Source organism: Alteribacter natronophilus (genome assembly GCF_006007885.1).
GTDB lineage: Bacteria > Bacillota > Bacilli > Bacillales > Salisediminibacteriaceae > Alteribacter > Alteribacter natronophilus.
Map to the genome: position 1 here is coordinate 633,445 of NZ_VCRO01000002.1, position 18,406 is coordinate 651,850.

General features: G+C 47.7%; 17 protein-coding genes. 13 read left to right on the forward strand and 4 right to left on the reverse strand.

The genetic code is table 11. The features are described 5' to 3' along the window. Positions 1-230: 230 nt before the first annotated feature. Positions 231-1,325 (reverse strand): aminofutalosine synthase MqnE, encoded by a 1,095-nt coding sequence (mqnE, locus tag FGB90_RS09920; RefSeq protein ID WP_138810654.1) that lies wholly within the window; start codon positions 1,323-1,325, stop codon positions 231-233. Positions 1,326-1,620: 295 nt separating this feature from the next. On the opposite strand from mqnE, the gene FGB90_RS09925 reads away from it, so the two are divergent. Beyond that, positions 1,621-1,818 carry an aspartyl-phosphate phosphatase Spo0E family protein gene (locus tag FGB90_RS09925; protein WP_138810655.1) on the forward strand — a complete coding sequence of 66 codons (198 nt, stop codon included), beginning with the start codon at positions 1,621-1,623 and terminating at the stop codon, positions 1,816-1,818. A gap of 66 nt (positions 1,819-1,884) precedes the next feature. Further along, on the forward strand, positions 1,885-2,238 hold the full coding sequence (locus FGB90_RS09930; RefSeq protein ID WP_138810656.1) for a HesB/IscA family protein: 354 nt from the start codon (positions 1,885-1,887) through the stop codon (positions 2,236-2,238). Between the two features lie 593 nt (positions 2,239-2,831). Here FGB90_RS09930 and FGB90_RS09935 read toward each other — a convergent pair. Next, positions 2,832-3,833 (reverse strand): NAD(P)/FAD-dependent oxidoreductase, encoded by a 1,002-nt coding sequence (locus FGB90_RS09935; protein ID WP_138810657.1) that lies wholly within the window; start codon positions 3,831-3,833, stop codon positions 2,832-2,834. Between the two features lie 492 nt (positions 3,834-4,325). Here FGB90_RS09935 and FGB90_RS09940 point away from each other — a divergent pair, with 492 nt between their 5' ends. From FGB90_RS09940 to spsC, 5 genes are all read left to right on the forward strand, one after another. Further along, complete coding sequence (locus tag FGB90_RS09940) at positions 4,326-5,534, forward strand: NAD(P)/FAD-dependent oxidoreductase (protein ID WP_138810658.1); 1,209 nt, start codon at positions 4,326-4,328, stop codon at positions 5,532-5,534. Between the two features lie 204 nt (positions 5,535-5,738). Continuing rightward, complete coding sequence (locus FGB90_RS19665) at positions 5,739-5,876, forward strand: YuiA family protein (protein ID WP_161524799.1); 138 nt, start codon at positions 5,739-5,741, stop codon at positions 5,874-5,876. Between the two features lie 543 nt (positions 5,877-6,419). Further along, positions 6,420-6,737: a YuiB family protein gene (locus FGB90_RS09950; RefSeq protein ID WP_138810660.1), complete on the forward strand. Its 318-nt coding sequence runs from the start codon at positions 6,420-6,422 to the stop codon at positions 6,735-6,737. A 266-nt stretch (positions 6,738-7,003) separates the two neighbouring features. Beyond that, a complete protein-coding gene (locus FGB90_RS09955; RefSeq protein WP_138810661.1) occupies positions 7,004-8,545 on the forward strand; it encodes an AbgT family transporter in 1,542 nt (513 codons plus the stop codon). 164 nt (positions 8,546-8,709) lie between these two features. Then, a complete protein-coding gene (gene spsC, locus FGB90_RS09960) occupies positions 8,710-9,423 on the forward strand; it encodes a stationary phase survival protein SpsC (protein WP_138810662.1) in 714 nt (237 codons plus the stop codon). A gap of 107 nt (positions 9,424-9,530) precedes the next feature. On the opposite strand, the gene FGB90_RS09965 is transcribed toward spsC, so the two are convergent. Then, positions 9,531-10,091 (reverse strand): divergent PAP2 family protein, encoded by a 561-nt coding sequence (locus tag FGB90_RS09965; protein ID WP_246056126.1) that lies wholly within the window; start codon positions 10,089-10,091, stop codon positions 9,531-9,533. 146 nt (positions 10,092-10,237) lie between these two features. On the opposite strand from FGB90_RS09965, the gene FGB90_RS09970 reads away from it, so the two are divergent. The 5 genes from FGB90_RS09970 (at position 10,238) to FGB90_RS09990 (ending at position 16,582) form a co-directional block, all read left to right on the forward strand. Next, positions 10,238-11,719, forward strand: a complete 1,482-nt coding sequence (locus tag FGB90_RS09970) for a leucyl aminopeptidase (RefSeq protein WP_138810663.1) — start codon at positions 10,238-10,240, stop codon at positions 11,717-11,719. Positions 11,720-12,102: 383 nt separating this feature from the next. Further along, entirely contained in the window at positions 12,103-12,618 is a 516-nt protein-coding gene (locus FGB90_RS09975; protein ID WP_138810664.1) for a TRAP transporter small permease, read from the forward strand. Between the two features lie 35 nt (positions 12,619-12,653). After that, entirely contained in the window at positions 12,654-13,928 is a 1,275-nt protein-coding gene (locus FGB90_RS09980; protein ID WP_138810665.1) for a TRAP transporter large permease, read from the forward strand. Between the two features lie 50 nt (positions 13,929-13,978). After that, positions 13,979-15,061: a TRAP transporter substrate-binding protein DctP gene (gene dctP / locus FGB90_RS09985; protein ID WP_138810666.1), complete on the forward strand. Its 1,083-nt coding sequence runs from the start codon at positions 13,979-13,981 to the stop codon at positions 15,059-15,061. Positions 15,062-15,238: 177 nt separating this feature from the next. Next, a complete protein-coding gene (locus FGB90_RS09990; RefSeq protein ID WP_138810667.1) occupies positions 15,239-16,582 on the forward strand; it encodes a Na+/H+ antiporter family protein in 1,344 nt (447 codons plus the stop codon). A 169-nt stretch (positions 16,583-16,751) separates the two neighbouring features. On the opposite strand, the gene FGB90_RS09995 is transcribed toward FGB90_RS09990, so the two are convergent. Further along, on the reverse strand, positions 16,752-17,357 hold the full coding sequence (locus FGB90_RS09995) for a biotin transporter BioY (protein WP_246056127.1): 606 nt from the start codon (positions 17,355-17,357) through the stop codon (positions 16,752-16,754). 238 nt (positions 17,358-17,595) lie between these two features. Between FGB90_RS09995 and FGB90_RS10000 the strand changes: the two genes are divergently transcribed. Then, a complete protein-coding gene (locus FGB90_RS10000) occupies positions 17,596-18,000 on the forward strand; it encodes a hypothetical protein (protein ID WP_138810668.1) in 405 nt (134 codons plus the stop codon). The last annotated feature ends 406 nt before the right edge of the window (positions 18,001-18,406 follow it).

An 18,406-nucleotide genomic window follows, 5' to 3' on the forward strand; every position in this document is an offset into this window, starting at 1 on the left:
ACGCTCGCAGCTCTTGCTTTTCCCGCAGGCGTCTCGTGATTTTTGGACAATCAACAAAAAACGTGAAGGAGGATTTGCCCTATGGCGGGGAACTTGAAAAAGTATACCGGCCAACAGGCTCATCACCCTAAAAATGAGATCAGCAAAACAGTGCCAACTATCGCAAACCGATAATTGGCACTGTTTTTTTAACTTATTTCGAGACTGATTTGTCCCAATCCCTTTGTGTTTTAGTATTCTTTTATCACGTTATAGAACGTGTCGCGTTCAACCGGCTTTTTGTTTGCTCCTTTGATAAGGTGCACAAGTTCTTTTCTTGTGAGACCCTGGGATGTGAGGGCTCCTGCGGCGTGGGAAATCCGCTCCTCGATTAGGGTTCCATGGATGTCAGAGGATCCGAAGCTCAGTGCCATCTGGGTAAGCTGAGGACCGATGTTAATCCAGTATGCTTTGATGTGATCAAAGTTATCGAGCATCAGGCGGCTGATCGCAATTGTGCGAAGGTCATCGTATGCAGACGTCCGCCGTGTAAGGCTGGCGTTCGCACTGCGGGGCTGCATAGCGAGCGGAATGAATACCATAAATCCGTTCGTTCTGTCCTGCAGCTTACGAAGGCGGTCCATATGGATGAGTCGCTCTTCCTTCGTTTCAATGGAGCCGTACAGCATCGTGGCGTGTGTTTTAAGACCGAGCTCATGTGCGAGTTCGTGGGCGTAAAGCCACTCGTCGGTGGATGCTTTTTCAGGGCTCATCTTCGCGCGGTAGCGTTCGGTCAGAATCTCGGCTCCGCCGCCAGGAAGGGTATCAAGGCCTGCTTTTACGAGTTCCTCCAGTACTTCCTTCATTGTAAGACCGGAAATACGGGCAAAGAACTCAATTTCCGCGCCGGTATACGCTTTAACAGTACACTGGGGATAATGTTTTTTAAGTATGCGGATTGTATCGAGATAGTAGTCAAAAGGGACTTCGTTGTTGTGTCCGCCGACAATATGAAATTCCCGGATATTATCGTTCCAGCGGTCCTCCACGTACTTCAGAAGCTCCGCCTCGTCCATCGTATAGGCGCCCTCTTCACCCGGTTTACGTTTGAAACCGCAAAACGCGCAGCTTGCTTCACATACGTTCGTCGGGTTAATGTACATGTTCTCAATGAAATAGACGTTTTTACCGTTTTTACGCTCGTTCACCATATTGGCAAGCTGGGCCACACCAAGATAATCGTCTGTTTCATATAACTTAAGGCCGTCCTCGATGGTGAGGCGTTCACCGTTTTCGACCTTTGTCTGAATATCTTTCAGCTGTTCATCCATCAATAAAACTGACATGGAATTTCCCCCATTCATTAAAATCCAGAGTGCCCCGGGTAAACAAGGGCATATATGTGTACAAAATCTCGTGCTGCGGACGTTGTTCGAGGTACGAAACTCTCAATCTATCTTATCATCATTCTAATACAGGTGTAAAACAGTTATAACCAGAAAAGATGGTATTAACTGGTGAGTATAAAGGAATGAGTAAATGGGCGCGATGCTGTTCCGATTATCACGATATGGTGTAAAATATGGTTAGAAACACAGTGTAAAAGGAATATACTGAGAAGAAGAAGGGGGAGGTACGGATATGAGTGCAGAGCGGGAAGAGCTGAAGGATGAAAGGCTGTCATCGCTTCTGGTGGAAATTGAAAAGCTGCGAAAGGAAATGCTCAAGGCAGCAGAACTTAACGGCCGTGACCATCCCTCTGTTCTTGAATATAGTAAAGAAATTGACCGTTATCACAACCTTCTGATTCAGTACAGACAGAAGCGCGATGGTGCCTGACACTCCCCATGTCTTGAAGGAACTGGCAGGGCACGGTATAATAGCGGAAGAAAAGGAGGGATCCTGATGCTGAATATTACCGAGTCAGCAGCGGCACAGATCAGAGAAATGATGAAAGCCGAAGAGAATGAAGGCGCCATGCTCCGTGTCGGAGTTAAAGGAGGCGGCTGCACAGGCCTCTCTTACGGTATGGGATTCGATACAGAAGTGAACGATGACGATGATATTTTCGAATATCACGGCATCAAAACATTAATTGATAAAGAAAGCCAGCCGATTCTTGATGGCATTCAAATTGACTACAAAGAGAACATGATGGGCGGCGGGTTCACACTGGATAATCCAAACGCGATTGCCAACTGCGGCTGCGGCGCATCTTTCCGCACCGCCACAAACGCCGGCAAGCCGGAAGACTGCTAATATGAAAAAAAGAGTCAGCTCCTTATCCAGGGGCTGATTTTTTTGTTTGGAAAAAAGGTGGAGCCCGGAGGAGGGGTGCTGTGAGGATGGGGGAGGGGGGTCAACTTAATAAAGGTGTTCATAAGGCGGTCAACCGGGTGAGGTGTGGAATACAGGGCAATAAGGGGCGTTCAAAAGGCTGTCAAATGAGTGTGGTGTGAAATACAGGGCAATAAGGGCGTTCAAATGGCGGTCAACCGGGCGGGGTGTGGAATACAGGGCAATAAAAGGCGTTAATAAAGCGGTCAAGGGGACAGGGGGTGGAATACAGGGCAGTAAGAGGCGTCCTTAAAACGGTCAACCAGGTGGAGTGTTGAATAGAGGGCAATAAGAGGGGCCCATAAAGCGGTCAACCGGGCGGATAGTAAAATACAGGGCAATAAGAGGCGTTATAAAAGTGGTCAACCAAGTGAAATGTGGATTACAGCCCCATAAGTAGCGTTCAAATAGTTATAAAAACAGACAGATCCGGCTTGAACCAGCTGCCCCTTCCCGGATCGGGACGGAAACTAAAAAACCATCCCCCCTGGTCCGGAGGGATGGCAGTTGGATAATTATTGCGGAAACATACTCGTACTGTGGCCGGGGAATACCTTTGCTTTCGGGTCGATGGCCGCTTTTGCGTTATTGACCGCAATAGGCGCTTCGCCGAACCCGCAGGCAATCAGTTTTACTTTGCCGTCGTATGTTGCGACGTCACCTGCTGCATAGATTCCTTCAATATTTGTTTCCATTTTGGAATTTACCACGATGGAGTTCTTTTCAATTTCAAGACCCCACTCCTTAATCGGTCCGAGTGCAGACACAAAGCCGTAGTTCACGATAAGAGCATCGACTTCAACCGTTTCTGCTTCATCGGCGTCTTTTTCCTTAATATCAACGGCGGTAACTTTTTCTCCGTCGCCGTGAATCTTTTCGATCGAATAAGGAGTTTTAATGTTAATTTTTTCAGAATCCATCAGCTGGTTAACGCTGTGCTCGTGGGCGCGGAACTTATTCCGGCGGTGAACGAGTGTCACATCCTCGGCGATGTCCTCAAGCATCAGTGTCCAGTCCACGGCCGAGTCCCCGCCGCCTGCAAGAAGGACGCGGTCACCGGCAAATTTATTAAGGTCACTCACGAAGTAGTGAAGATTTTTACCTTCGTACTGCTCGGCATCGTCCACCTGAAGTTTCCGGGGTTTAAACGCACCGACCCCGGCCGTTATGATGATCGTTTTGGAATAGTGCTTTTCCTTGTCGGTAGTGAGGGTAAATATGCCGTCCTCACCTTTTTCAACATTTTCAACTGCCTGCTCAAGAACCGTCGTCTGCTCAAACTGGGCCGCCTGTTCTACAAGGCTGTCAACCAGTTCCTGTGCACGTACTTTTGGAAAACCCGCAATATCATAGATGTATTTTTCCGGATAAAGAGCGGAAAGCTGCCCGCCGAGCTGGGGCATGGCTTCAATGATCTTGACTTTCGCCTGTCTCATACCCCCGTAAAAAGCTGTAAAAATGCCTACAGGGCCGCCTCCGATAATCGTAATATCATAAACTTCTCTTTCGTTTGACAAAGCTTCCACCTCCAGTGAAGTTGACAGTCGTCTCTTTAATAGTATAAACGGAACAAGTTTAGAAAAAAAGTAAAGGGCTGGCAAAACATTATTTATCTGCGCCTGTCCGCGGCACAGGTACCGCCTGCGGATTTCTATTTACGGGATATATGCGGAAAAGGGATTAAAACAGGGCAGAGGCGGGAACATAATAATTACATTCCGAGTAAATATAATTATAGGGGTTATGTTCGAAAAAAGTTCACAAAATGGTTGAAATATAAGAAGGAAATGAATATGATTGTAGTTGGAATGCACGGGGCAGTGAAATGTACCTTTGCATCGCGATTAAATCACGGATTCATTTAACTTTTTGTGTATTATATCGTGAAAAACATCACAAACTTTCGCTCTCCGTTTTGTGTCATCCACTTTATGGATAATATTCACATGCTTGTTTCATTGATGAACCGGGAAAAATGGAGAGTAAGTTAGGAAAATGGAGTGAGAACAGTGAAGAAGAAACCAAGAATTGTCATTTTAGGTGCGGGTTACGCTGGAATCATGACAGCTTCACGTCTGACAAAAGCCGGTGTGCATCATGAAGCGGACATTACGCTTGTGAACAAACATAACTACCATTACCAGACAACATGGCTGCACGAGCCTGCTGCCGGGACGCTGCACCATGACAAAACGCGAATGAAGATTGAAAATGTGATCGATACAAACAAGGTGAACTTCGTTAAAGGCGCCGTTAAAAAAATCGAGCGTGAAGCAAAGAAAGTCGTTCTTGAAAACGGTGAACTTGAATATGATTACCTTGTTGTAGGTCTCGGTTCAGTACCGGAAACGTTCGGAATTCCCGGTGTTCAGGAACATGCCTTTGCCATCCGCAGTGTAAACTCCGTCCGTCTAATCCGCGAACATATTGAGTATAAGTTTGCAAGCTACAACAACGAAGACGAAAAACGTGACGAGTACCTTACTTTTGTCGTCGCCGGTGCAGGATTTACCGGAATTGAATTTGTAGGGGAGCTTTCCGAGCGTGTTCCGGAGCTCTGCGAGGAATATGATATCAGCCGTGATAAAGTCCGGATCGTATCCGTTGAAGCAGCTCCGACTGCTCTGCCAGGTTTCGATGAGGAGCTCGTTGAGTACGCCATGAACCTGCTTGAAAGCCGCGGTGTTGAATTCAAAATCAACACGCCGATCAAGGAAGTGAATGAAAACGGCGTTCTCCTTGATGATGGTGAGGAAATTAACTCCCACACTGTTGTGTGGACAACGGGTGTACGCGGGAATCCGATCATTGAAGACGCCGGGTTCGAAGCGATGCGAGGCCGTGTGAAAGTGGAGAAGGATCTTCGTGCGCCTGACCATGACGATGTGTTTATCATTGGTGACTGCTCACTGATTATTAACGAGGAAATCAACCGCCCATATCCGCCGACAGCCCAGATTGCCATTCAGCAGGCGTACACATGCGCCAACAACCTGAAACATCTGGTAACAGGCAAAGGTGAAATGGAATCCTTTGAGCCGGATATTAAAGGAACGGTTGCTTCACTTGGAGGCAAGGAAGCGATCGGTCTTGTAGGATCGAAGAAAGTTTACGGTGGATCTGCTTCTGCTGTGAAAAAAATGATCGATAACCGCTATCTGTTCATGCTTGGCGGAATGCCTCTTGTTCTTAAAAAAGGAAAGCTCAATATCTTTTAATTTACGACTCAAAAGTGACCGGGGAATTTTCCCCGGTTTTTTTGTTTTTTTAAAAAAGCGAGAAAGAGTCAGAAAATAGATGTTGGTTGCGCTTACATGAGCGAAAATGGCTTTATTTACCCCTTTCCACACAAAGATAAACCTGTTATATTATCAGAAACTTCAGATATATTTGAGGTACAACAACTAAAAGGGGGAGTAACCATGGCATTTCCAAAGCGTCGATTGAAGCCCGGTGAGTGTTCGTATTGTATTGGGAAAGGATATTTTCAGCTGCTGCTCGGTGGTTCGGAAACTTGTGATCATTGCCACGGTACCGGCCGTCACTACCGTAAACGTTAGACGGTTCCTCCGAAAATGATAAATATGGAGCAGAATCCAGTATACTCGGGGCTGCCCTGTAGGGTGAACATGTACACACCTTACAAGGCAGCCTTTTTATTTTCAGCTCCTTTCGGAAAGCTGTTTTCGGAAAGATTATTGTTTTATTCCGCTGCAGGCGGACGCTTTCCGCGGGCATCGCTTCAGCCTCCTCGGGAGAATTCCTGCTTCTTCCTCTGCCAGATAAGCTACGCAGCCAGGTACGTGGAAGCAACTCGAAGATTAATCACGCAGTAACCGCTCGTCGCTGGAGTCGCCGCCTTTCGCTGCATAATTAATTTGGTCAATAACAACAATCTATACGAACACAGCCTTTCGGAAAGATTATTGTTTTGCTGCGCTTAAGTTATTTCCCCCCTTCCCTCTGCACAGGAAGAGTGGGCGGGAAAAACATTTGACTGTCATGCCTGAAACACAGTACACTGAAATCTGATAAAGGAAGGAATCGTCCCCGGCTGACAGCCAGGTTTTTAATCCCTTCCGTGACACGGGGGTGAATGTTAGATGGATCTGCCGCAGTTAATTATTTCTGTTGTTCTGTTTCTTATCCTGTTTTTCGGGATTGGTTTTATACTGAATATGCTTCTCCGTTCCACATGGGTTATGGCGGTGATTTATCCAATTGTTGTTATATTTATTATTGATGATGTTGGGTTCCTCAGTTATTTCACATCACCGGCATCGTCCTTTGCTGAACTAGGGGCCGCGATTGTGTCTCTTCACTTTGCTGATATTGTTATTCTGGGTTCAGGGATGGCCGGTGCAATTATCGCAGGCTACGCAATCAAAATTCTGCGCGCCCAAGGCTACCAGATGTTTTAAAGCTCCTCTGTCCGGAGGGCTTTTTTTCTTGTCCTCAATTTGTTGTCTGAAGACGGGCATAGAGCATAATACAAAGGCGAACGATTAGAAAGGCAGATCTGAAAGCCTGCACAAACACCAGTATCTCTGAATACTCATAATTTTTCCTAAAGTCCGGATTTTTACAAAAAGATATCCTGGAATAGTATTTTTTCGTATAATCGTTTGTAAATAAGCGCGACTTTTTAAAACTGTGCGCGACTTTAATTCAGAAAGAAGGGAAAAGAATGAAGGATAAACACTCAAACGGTCTTCTGATGCGGTCTCTGGACGGTATTGAACGTACAGGGAATAAACTCCCGCACCCGGTTACGCTTTTCGCACTTTTTGCTCTTATGGTCGTTCTTGCCTCCGGGCTGTTTTCCGCCCTTGGTACAGCTGTCCAGCATCCGGATCCTGATGAGGGAATGATTCAGGTCGAAAGTCTGATGACCGCAGAAGGTGTCCAATACATGTTTGAAAGTGCGGTCGACAACTTTGTCGGCTTTGCCCCGCTTGGAACAGTGCTTGTGACTATGCTCGGTATCGGAATTGCCGAGCGTTCAGGACTGATTTCCGCTGCCCTCCGTGCTCTTGTAATGAGTGTGCCGAGGCAGCTTATCACAGCAGCCCTAGTGTTTGGAGGAATCATGTCCAGCATGGCAGCTGACGCGGGTTATGTTGTCCTTACGCCATTGGGAGCGGTATTGTTTGCCGGGCTTGGAAGGCATCCGATTGCGGGACTTGCTGCAGCGTTTGCCGGGGTTTCTGCCGGTTTCAGTGCGAACCTGCTGCTTACTTCGCTGGATCCGCTTCTTGGGGACCTGACCATTGCTGCAGCTGCCATCTATGATGCTTCCTATGCTGAAGGCATGAACATCATGATGAACTATTACTTCATTTTTGCAAGTGTGTTTGTTCTGACGATCGTCGGAACACTGGTGACGGAAAAAGTGGTGGAGCCTCGCCTCGGAAAATATGACGGTGGTATTGGAGAGAAAGCAGAATCTCTTACCCGTACGGAAAAGAAAGGTCTTGGTGCTGCCGGCCTGACATTCCTTCTTACGATTGCCGCTGCATCCCTTCTCGTGGTTCCGGAGTGGGCACCTCTAAGGGACACGGGAGCCGACAGCATCGTAGAAGGTCTCAATCCGTTTTTCGCTTCGCTGGTGCCGATCATTCTGCTGACTTTCTTTATTCCAGGTTACGTCTATGGCCGGATCACAAATGAAATTAAAGACGACAAAGACGTTGCCAATAAAATGAGCGATACAATGGCGGCCATGGGTATGTACGTCGTGCTTGCCTTTGTTGCCGGTCAGTTTGTTGCCTACTTTGAACAGACAAATCTCGGTCTTGTAATGAGTGTATCCGGAGCTGAGTTCCTCCAGGGTCTGGGCCTCGAGGATGCGGGGATTCCGCTCCTTATAGCCTTCATTTTAGTGGCCGGGTTCATTAACCTGTTTATTGGCAGTGCCTCTGCCAAGTGGGCACTGATGGCGCCGGTCTTTGTTCCGCTTATGATGGCTATGGGCATTTCTCCGGAAGCGACACAGCTCGCCTACCGGATTGCCGACTCAACAACGAACGTGATTTCCCCGCTGATGCCGTACTTTGCCATTGTGATTGCATTTGCGCAGAAGTACGATAAAAAGGCCGGGATCGGTACATTGATTGCCACGATGCTGCCGTATTCCATTGCCTTTACTATCATCTGGATGGTTATGCTGGTTGTTTGGATTCTTACAGGAATTCCACTCGGACCGAATGCGCCCGTGATGTATCCTTAAAAAAGACCTGTCCGCAATTTGCGGACAGGCTTTTTGCGTTTTGATACGCTAAAAGCCACGTCTCCACCCCCTCGTATGCCATTTCGCCACTAATTCCCTGCCCCAAACCCGTATACTTCACCTCTGACCTGGAGAACCTGACAGGATGAGGGGAGTGAAAGAAAATGTCCACTGCTAAAAAAGCAGGGAAAATAGGTCTTCTTACCATTATGTTTACAGCAGCCATTATCGTAACTTTTCTGAGCCTGTCCAACAACGAACCGGCGGAGCTGTTTCAGGATTCGGACTTCAGCGAAAGAACCATTCCGGCTGCCGCTATGGGCGAACTGCCTTTCAGGGAAATGGAGCCACGGGAGCGCTCGCTTCCGGTTAATGTCCAGCCTGCAGCAGAAACGCTGACACTGTATGAAACGGTTGGTTCACCTGCGCACACGTCTCTGGAAGATTCCCTGGACTGGAGTGCTTATCCAAGCCGGACAGTTACAGCCACTGGGTATACTGCCGGAATTGAATCCACCGGTAAAACCGAGGCTCATCCTCAGTACGGCATTACATTTTCCGGAGTCAGGGTGAAGAGGGATCTTTACTCGACGATTGCTGCGGATCCTTCCGTTTTTCCGATTGGGACGATCCTTTTTGTACCGGGATACGGATTTGGAGTGGTGGCTGATACGGGTTCGGCAATTAAAGGGGACAAAATTGACCTGTATTATGAAACAGTGGATGATGTCTACAGCCAGTGGGGAAAGCAGACACTTGATGTGTTTATTGTAGAACTGGGTGACGGGACTCTGACAGAGGAAGACCTGATCAGCCTCAATGAAGATGAAGCTGTACAGGCACTCAGGGAACAGATTCCTTTAAAAGACCCTTCTTAAACAACCTCATATGATGGACCGGGCAGGCGGAGTAATCCGTCTGCCTTATATGGTGCCGAAATATAAAAAACCTGAAGACAGCTGTCTTCAGGCATCCTGATGATAAATTAAAACAAAATGGCGTGGAGAGCCAGTGTAAGAATAATTCCGAGGAGGCCTCCAAAAAAGACTTCTATGGGCTGGTGCCCGAGAAGTTCCTTCAGCTCTTTGCGTTTATCGTCTTCCTCTTTAGTCGGCCAGGTGCGCATTTCATCAACAAGCTTATTAAAGTCATTAACAAGCTGATTCACAACTGTAGCCTGTTCCCCGGCATGCCAGCGGACACCGGTGGCGTCGAACATCACAATAATACCGAAGATCGCCGCAATGGCAAAGTACGGTGAATCCAGTCCCTGTTCAAGTGCAAGAGCCGTGGCAAGTGCGGTCACCGCTCCCGAATGTGAGCTCGGCATTCCGCCTGTGCTCGTCAGAAGCGTCCAGTCAAATCTCCGGGATGCGATAAAGGCCAGTGGCACTTTTATAAATTGGGCCAGTAGAATGGCACTCAATGCCGCCCAGAGAGGAAAGTTGGAGAATAGTTCAGTCAATGGGATTGGTCCTTTCTGGTTGAATTTTTTATCGTTTACCCTTTTGTTACCCTGTCGCACTTCCCTGTTAATCATGATCATGATTTATTTTGTCCCTTATTATATCACATAAATATAGGACAAAAAGCGATGAGTTGCCGGTGGGTATTCAAACATGCTGTATGACCCGCGACAATCCCGCCTCTTCATGCTAAGCTGAAGGAAAACCTAAGGGGAGGCAGTTAAAAATGAATTACAGTCTGATTAATGAAGAGGACTCGAATCCGGCAGCCGAATCTGTTATTGTGGCAGGCGTATTTAACGACGGTGAGGCAGTGCGTCCGGGGGTGCCTGAAGACCTTAAGGAGCCGCTCGCCAAGCTGGCGGAAAGACATGGCCGGTGGCACCGGAAAGGCCAGTTTCATTTTGTGAGCCTGAATGATACTGATCTGATCATTGCAGGCCTCGGAGAAGAAGACGCCTGGACAGAGCGTGCGGCAGAGGAGACAGGGGCTGCCCTTCAGCGTTTTCTGATGCGTGAGCACGTGACAGAAACCCGGCTCTACTGTTCATCTTTTGCACTTAATAAGTCGGAGGGACACCTGAAGTCTTTCGCCCGTGGAATGACGCTTGCCTCTTATGAAGTGGATACATATAAAACCGGCCGTAAGTCGGGACAATCCCGGCCGGTTGAGCTGCAGGCCGTTTACGCCGGCGATCCGGAAAAAGGAGAACGGGTTTTCAGGTCCGGGGTGATCCAGGGTACCGGTACGAATGAAGCCCGCAGGCTCATTAATACACCGGCAAATTACATGACACCAACAGTCCTTGCAGAGGAAGCGGTCAGACTGGCCGGGGAGTACGAAGCAGAGATTGAGGTATTTGATGAAGAACGTATTGAAGCTGCCGGTATGCACGCGCTAATGGCGGTGGCAAAAGGTTCCGAGGAGCCTCCTCGTTTTATTGTGCTCAAACACCGGGGGAGACCGGATTCGGATGAGTGGGATACAGCTCTTGTAGGGAAAGGGCTCACCTATGACTCCGGTGGGTACTCCCTTAAAACGCGCGATGGAATGAAAACAATGAAGATGGATATGGGTGGGGCAGCAGCAGTTCTCGGTGCAATGAGAATTATTTTTGAGGAAAAACCGAAAGTGAATGTGGCTGCCATTATTCCGTCAACTGAGAACCTTATTAACGGAAAAGCCATGAAGCCCGGTGACGTGATTCAGTCGCTTGGAGGAAAAACAATTGAAGTCCTTAACACAGATGCGGAAGGCCGTCTGATCCTTGCTGATGGGGTAGCCTATGCGAATCAGATTGGTGCGAAAAGTATTATAGATACAGCTACGCTTACCGGTGCGGTGGTCGTAGCCCTGGGTGATACAGCGACAGGGGCAGTAACAAACAATGAAGATCTGATGTCACTGGTAATCAGTGCGGGAGACCGTTCAGGCGAGCGGATATGGGCCTTCCCGAACGATAAAGCCTACCGGGAAAAAGTAAGGAAATCCGATGTGGCTGATCTGAACAACTCACCGGGGAGGCAGGCAGGCTCCATTACTGCCGGTCTTTTCATTGGAGAGTTTGCCGGAGACACCCCATGGGTGCACCTTGATATTGCCGGTACAGGCTGGCAGGAGGGGAAAACCTCACTGTGCCCGAGAGGAGGCACAGGCAGCATGGCCCGTACGTTAGCTGAGGCCGTCTGCCGGATGGAGGAGAAATAACACATTTGATTTTTCAGGCTGTAAGTCATTAACTGGCCAGGAGGGAAATCAACTTTTTAAAAAGTAAGCCCGGTGCAGAAAATTCTGATTCTGCACCGGGCTTTTTCTATTTTGGAAAAGAGTATTCCCGATTATGTGAGCGGTGCGTCGTGTATTTGTACATTGTATCCAGTTGACTGTGCAGAGAGTCTGAATATTCCAGAAAACAACCATATTTGCAGACTCTTCGCCATTGTGTAAAAAGTCCTGATTAAATTATAGTTGAATGTAGCCTGCAAAATCGCTGTGCCTTTGTGAACATACATACAATGCAGTTTCTTCGATCACAGGGGCTGGAAGCTTTTACAGGCCGGAAAATTTCATAAAGGAAGGAGAACTGACGGGTGAACGTGATCAAAAAAGCAGATAATCTGCTTCAGTCAGCAGAGAAACTCATTCTGAGCTGGGCAATTATCATCATTGCGGTCATGGTTGTGGGAAACGTGCTGAGCCGTGAAATAACCGGTCGAAGCTGGGCGTTTTCCCAGGAAATAAGTCTTCTTGCTGTTGTAGCTGCCACGTTTATGGGGATCAGTTATGCGGCCAGAAAAGGGCGGCATATTACGATGTCAGCATTTTTTGACCTTGCTCCAAAACGTGTGAAAAAAGCGCTTTCCATTATCAATCCGCTTATTACAGCAATTGTCCTGTTCGTGTTTGCCTACTTTGCTTTCCAGTACACAATGTTCAACTACAACACGGGTCAGACAACGTCGTCACTCCGCTTTCCGATCTGGATTATGACGGCCTTTGTGCCGCTTGGATTTATGCTTGGCGGGATTCAGTTTCTGCGCAACATGTGGATAAACATTGTGAACGAAGAGGTTTATCTTGCACAGGATAAAAAAGATTATGACTGACATAAAACGATATCAAATACAGAAAGGGTAAAAACATGGTTTGGACATTACTTGCCATCATGGTCATTCTTCTAGTGATGGGCTTTCCGATGCTCATCCCCCTGATTGTTGCTCCTCTTGTGGTGATGCTTATCTTTTTTGATCACCTCGATCCGATGATGCTTGCGGGGCAGCTGACCCAGGGGGTTTCAGCTTATGTCCTCCTGGCGGTGCCGCTGTTTATCTTTGCTGCAGACATTATGACAGCAGGAAAAACCTCCCGGCGGCTCCTGGACTTTGTCGGCGCTTTTGTAGGGCATCTCCGGGGAGGATACGCAATAACGACGGCAGCGGCCTGTACACTTTTCGGCTCTGTCTCAGGTTCAACCCAGGCGACAGTTGTAGCCATTGGTAAACCGATGCGTGAACGTCTTCGCCAGGTCGGTTATAAAGACAGCAGTTCCATCGCCCTGATCATCAACGCCAGTGACGTGGCACTGCTTATTCCGCCGAGTATCGGGATGATTATTTACGCCCACGTGACCGGCACTTCCACCGGTGACCTGTTTGTTGCCGGTATTATTCCCGGGCTGCTTGTGTTTCTGTTCTTTGCGCTTTATGCGTTTATCCACGCTAAGGTGTATAACATACCGAAAGTGGATAAAGTGCCGTGGAGCGAAAGGATCCGATTTACATGGCGGGCCCTTCTGCCGCTCGGATTCCCTGTCATCATTGTAGGCGGTATTTATTCCGGCTATTTTACTCCAACTGAAGCTGCCGGTGTCTCTGTGCTCTATGCCCTCATGCTTGAGGTACTTATTTACAGGTCGGTAAAACTGACACAGATTCCATCTATTGCACTCTCAACGGGGCTCGTTACCTCTGCTGTTTTTGTGCTCGTTGCAGGCGGTCAGGTGTTCTCATACGTCATTGCAACAGCAAGAATACCGCAGATGCTCTCCGAGGCAGTGCTTGGAACGGATCCTACGGCTCTTTATGTACTGCTGATCATTGCGCTGTTTTTCTTTATCGGCTGTATGTTTGTGGATCCGATAGTCGTGATTCTTATTCTGACGCCAATCTTCTGGCAGCCGGCCATTGCCGCCGGCGTTGATCCGGTGCATCTGGGAGTCGTTATTACTTATCAGGCAGCACTCGGTTCAGCCACACCGCCGTTTGGTGTGGATATATTTACGGCGAGTGCGGTGTTCAATAAATCGTATCTCGATGTCATCAGAGGAACACCGCCATATATCGCTATTCTGCTTTTTGTGGGATTGCTGATAATACTGTTTGAGGAAATCTCGCTTGTCCTGCTTTATCTGATGTAGGGAATGCGGGTTTCATAAAAAATACTTTCGAATTATAGGGGGATTTACACATGTTTAAACGAAAAGGTCTGCTTACGGGTACAGTGGTATCCGCGGCATTTGTGCTTGCTGCCTGTGGCGGCGACGAAGATGCAGGTACCAATGGAGATGCAGGAGCGGAAGGGGAAGAAACGTACGAAGTCCGTTTTCTGACAGAGGAACTCGAAGGGCAGCTTCAGTATGAATACGCCCAGGAATTTGCCGACCGTCTTGAAGAAAAAACGGACGGACGCATTGTCACGGACGTATATGAATTTGGTGGCCTTGGAAGCGAAGTGAACCAGTTCCAGGAGATTCAGAACGGAAACGTGGAATTTGCCATCGTATCACCGGGCTTTACCGGTACAACTGTCCAGGAAGGTCAGCTTTTTGCCCTTCAGTTCCTCTTTTCTGATGATGAAGATGTAAACTATCAGGTGCTTAACGAGAGTGAAGCGCTTAACGAGGGGCTTTCGGAAAAATATGAGGAATACAACGTAAAACCGCTGGCCTACTGGTCTGAAGGCGGTATGCAGTGGACAGGGAATTCCCCTCTTCGTGAGCCAGCCGATTTTGAAAACTTCCAGATGAGAACGCAGGAGTCCACACTCATTCAGACTTCCTACGAGCAGTACGGTGCAGATCCGACACCGCTGAGCTGGGAAGAGCTCTACACAAGTCTTCAGCTTGGAAACATCGACGGGCAGGAAAATCCGATTTTCTTCATTGAAGATGCCAACTTCCATGAAGTGCAGGATCATATGACAATTTCCGACCACAACATTTACGTTGCGATGACGACGGTGAACACAGACTTCTACAACAGCCTGCCGGATGATCTCCGTGAAGCAGTGGATGAAGTGGTGGAAGAAATGCGTCCGGTCGCTCATGACATGCAGCTTGAAATGAATGAAGAGCTCCTTTCGGCAATTGAAGAAGACGAGGACAATCCAACAGAAATCTATACTCTTTCAGAAGAGGAACGCGATGCCTTCAGAGAGCTTGCGGAACCGATGCAGGACTTCTTCCGCGATGATGTAGGCGAAGACGGTGCCGCGATTCTTGATCAGCTTATTGAGGAAATTGAAGCAGCAGAAGAGGAAGCAGGGAACTAAAAAGAATACAGAAGCAGGTATACCCCGGACGTGGTGATTTCCCACGTGCCGGGTTTTTTTTACAGCTCTGCAGCTGGGAAATACCCGTTGACAGCACTCGGAAAGGGATGATAAAGTAAGTGATGTTTTCATACGTTATCAATTTATCGAAATAAAGTATTAAAGGGGTTCGTAAACATGAATGCTGTCATTCTTGCTGTACTGGTTATGATTGTACTTAGTCTTATGCGTATTCACGTCGTCGTTGCGCTCATTGCAGGAGCCATGGCAGGCGGACTTGCTGCCGGCTTTTCTGTAATGGAAACGATGGATATCTTTACTTCCGGTCTTGGAACGAATGCAACTGTAGCTCTCAGCTACGCCATGCTGGGTGCGTTTGCCGTTGCGATTAATTACACAGGCCTTCCGGATCTTCTTATTAAATGGGCGATCAGGATTGTAGGGCGGGAAGGGGAGTCAAAACGGAAGAGTTACTCAAAAGCACTTCTTCTTTTCATTATTGTTATTGTCTCGTGTATGTCACAAAACGTAGTGATGGTTCACATTGCGTTTATTCCGCTCCTGATTCCTCCGCTTCTGAAGATTTTTAACGAACTTGCACTGGACCGCCGGGCGGCTGCGACAGCTCTGACGTTTGGACTGAAGGCGCCGTACATTCTCATTCCTGCTGGTTACGGCCTTATCTTTCATGAAATTGTTTTTGAAAACATGCAGGACAGCGGTATGAGCGTGGAAATGTCCATGATTCCGCAGGCGCTGGTCATCCCGGTTGCCGGAATGCTGGCTGGTCTTCTGTTTGCCTTGTTTGTAACTTACCGCAGACCGAGAAGCTATGAGAACCGGTCGATTCAGAAGGCAGCTGATGAAGAGGAGTCGTCCTATACGCCGGTATCGATCAGTGTCGGTCTTGGCGCCATCGCAGTGACGCTTGTTACGCAGGTGATCAGTGAGTCCATGATCTTCAGTGCTCTGCTGGGCCTCCTTGTGCTTTATATTTACTTCGCGGCTCTGCATTTTTCGAACAAGCTGTCTCTTCAGGATTCTGAAAATCTGATGACAGATGGTATGAAGATGCTTGCTTTTATCGGTTTTGTCATGATTACTGCCGGGGGATTTGCCGAGGTGATTAGAGAATCCGGTCATGTTGATTCCCTGGTGGATACTGTCTCAGGCTGGGTTGGTGACAGTCAGGGACTGGCAGCCCTGCTCATGCTGGTGACCGGACTGTTTATCACGATGGGAATTGGTTCTTCGTTTGCAACCATCCCAATCATTGCAGCTATCTTTGTTCCGCTTGCGGCTGCTGTGGGACTCAGCCCGCTGGCCACCATTGCGCTCATCGGCACGGCCGGGGCACTGGGAGATGCAGGCTCCCCTGCTTCCGACAGTACACTGGGACCAACCGCCGGACTGAACGCAGACGGTCAGCACCACCATATCTGGGATACCTGTGTACCTACATTCCTGCACTTTAATATCCCGCTTATTCTTTTCGGCTGGCTTGCCGCTGTGATTCTATAAACGCAGTATTCGGAAATAGGGTGAGCCTGTATTATGGAAAGCAGACTCCATTTCGGGGACAGGTCTGCTGATGAAGTAGAAATAATAATAGTAATGAAAAAGAGCACCCGTGAAAGGTGCTCTTTTTCTTCTCTCTATTTATACATGCTTATGGGAGAAGCCGAAGTGATCAGGCAGCGGTTGAAGTGCCTGTATAGGTGTTTCGCCGATTTACGGCTTTGTCAATTCGCGGTGCAATGACAGCCGCAACGCCAGCCATAATCAGATCCTTTATGATAAACGGAATCCATGTTGCAAGAATGGCCAGGTAGCCCCCCATGGAAAGTGCTCCTCCTGCTGACAGCGTAAAAAAGAAATACCAGTACGTGTAGCCGAATACGTAACAGATCGTTATGGCACTAAAGGAAGCGGTAAAGTAGGCCGGGACTGTCCGTCTGGATCTTTCCATAATCAGACCGGCGGAAAAGGCCATTAAAATATAGGAAAGCACAAATCCGAATGTAGGAGAAACAATTACAGCAGTTCCCGTAAATTGCGCGAAAACCGGTGCTCCTATAAGGCCGAGAGCAGCATAGCCGATCATGGAGAAAGCTCCTAACCTGCTGCCGAGAAGAATTCCTGCCAGAATAGCGACAAACGGCTGGAACGTCATTGGTACTGTGCCGATGGTAATAAATGCAGTGGCGTTTGCGCCGGCTGCCATCAGGGCGATAAACATTGCTGCTTTGGTAATGTCCCTGGCGGAGAGTCTGTTTTTGGATTTCTGCGTAGTCACTCACTCACACCTCGCTGTTTTATGTAGAAAGTTTTTATGTCCACCGGAATTGCGCTCCGGTTAACAATAGAGTACCGTTCTGCAGGGATTTATGTCAACATATTTTTGTTCAGGGTGAACAATCGGGTTTGAGAAGTAAACGTTCATATAATCGCAAAGAATCATGGTCCTAAGTTATTAACCGATGTGTTAAAGTGGGACTTGGTCAAATAGAATCGAATATAAACGGGGTGAAAATATGAATCGAACGAGAACCTTATTGAGGTTTGCTGCGTTATTTGCACTTGTGGGAACGTTTATCGGGTCGCATATGGCCGGATCCGGGGGATATTCCCTCAGACCGCTTCATGCACATATTCTCGTAGTGGGATGGCTGTCGCTTTTTGCATTTGCAGTTTTTTACCGTCTCTTTGAAATTCCGGAAAAATCGAAGCTTGCTTCCATCCAGGTCTGGACCGCCATTATCGGAAGTATCACACTTCCCACCGGTATGTACTGGGAACAGACCATCAATGAAGGTCCCCTCGCAGTTTTCTCTCTTATCTATTATATAGTCGGCGGAACCGTACTCATGGTGAGTTTTATTTTATTCTTCATTATGACTTTCGTTTTCTCTGACCGTTTCAGTGACAAAGGAAGCTGATATTCTTCTCCCTCGTATCCAGTGCGGGGGAGTTTGTTTATGTATACATCGATTAGAGGCAGGGGAAAATAAAAAAGTTGATGTTTGATCTTGACCGGTAAGAAGAAACCCCTTATAATAAATCGAGTCCGGCAAAAAAGGACAAAATCACCGATGACAGCACAAAAAACTTTTTTAAAAAAGTTATTGCAAACACTTTGTTATCGTGATATATTATTACTTGTCGCCGCGAAAGACAGTGCGATGACAACACAGAAAAGTGGCCTTTGAAAACTAAACAGAAGCCAAGCGAAACATGGGATATTTAAAATATCCCGTCAATAAATTTTCATTTTGATGTCAGAGACATCGAACTTTCTACGGAGAGTTTGATCCTGGCTCAGGACGAACGCTGGCGGCGTGCCTA

What these genes read in the sequence shown, in the direction of transcription:
- spsC (WP_138810662.1), top strand. Translation starts at nt 8,710, where the DNA reads ATGTCCACTGCTAAAAAAGCAGGGAAAATAGGTCTTCTTACCATTATG.
- FGB90_RS19665 (WP_161524799.1), top strand. Translation starts at nt 5,739, where the DNA reads ATGGCATTTCCAAAGCGTCGATTGAAGCCCGGTGAGTGTTCGTATTGT.
- FGB90_RS09930 (WP_138810656.1), top strand. Translation starts at nt 1,885, where the DNA reads ATGCTGAATATTACCGAGTCAGCAGCGGCACAGATCAGAGAAATGATG.
- FGB90_RS09955 (WP_138810661.1), top strand. Translation starts at nt 7,004, where the DNA reads ATGAAGGATAAACACTCAAACGGTCTTCTGATGCGGTCTCTGGACGGT.
- FGB90_RS09970 (WP_138810663.1), top strand. Translation starts at nt 10,238, where the DNA reads ATGAATTACAGTCTGATTAATGAAGAGGACTCGAATCCGGCAGCCGAA.
- FGB90_RS09990 (WP_138810667.1), top strand. Translation starts at nt 15,239, where the DNA reads ATGAATGCTGTCATTCTTGCTGTACTGGTTATGATTGTACTTAGTCTT.
- mqnE (WP_138810654.1), bottom strand. Translation starts at nt 1,325, where the DNA reads ATGTCAGTTTTATTGATGGATGAACAGCTGAAAGATATTCAGACAAAG.
- dctP (WP_138810666.1), top strand. Translation starts at nt 13,979, where the DNA reads ATGTTTAAACGAAAAGGTCTGCTTACGGGTACAGTGGTATCCGCGGCA.
- FGB90_RS10000 (WP_138810668.1), top strand. Translation starts at nt 17,596, where the DNA reads ATGAATCGAACGAGAACCTTATTGAGGTTTGCTGCGTTATTTGCACTT.
- FGB90_RS09925 (WP_138810655.1), top strand. Translation starts at nt 1,621, where the DNA reads ATGAGTGCAGAGCGGGAAGAGCTGAAGGATGAAAGGCTGTCATCGCTT.
- FGB90_RS09950 (WP_138810660.1), top strand. Translation starts at nt 6,420, where the DNA reads ATGGATCTGCCGCAGTTAATTATTTCTGTTGTTCTGTTTCTTATCCTG.
- FGB90_RS09965 (WP_246056126.1), bottom strand. Translation starts at nt 10,091, where the DNA reads ATGATCATGATTAACAGGGAAGTGCGACAGGGTAACAAAAGGGTAAAC.
- FGB90_RS09980 (WP_138810665.1), top strand. Translation starts at nt 12,654, where the DNA reads ATGGTTTGGACATTACTTGCCATCATGGTCATTCTTCTAGTGATGGGC.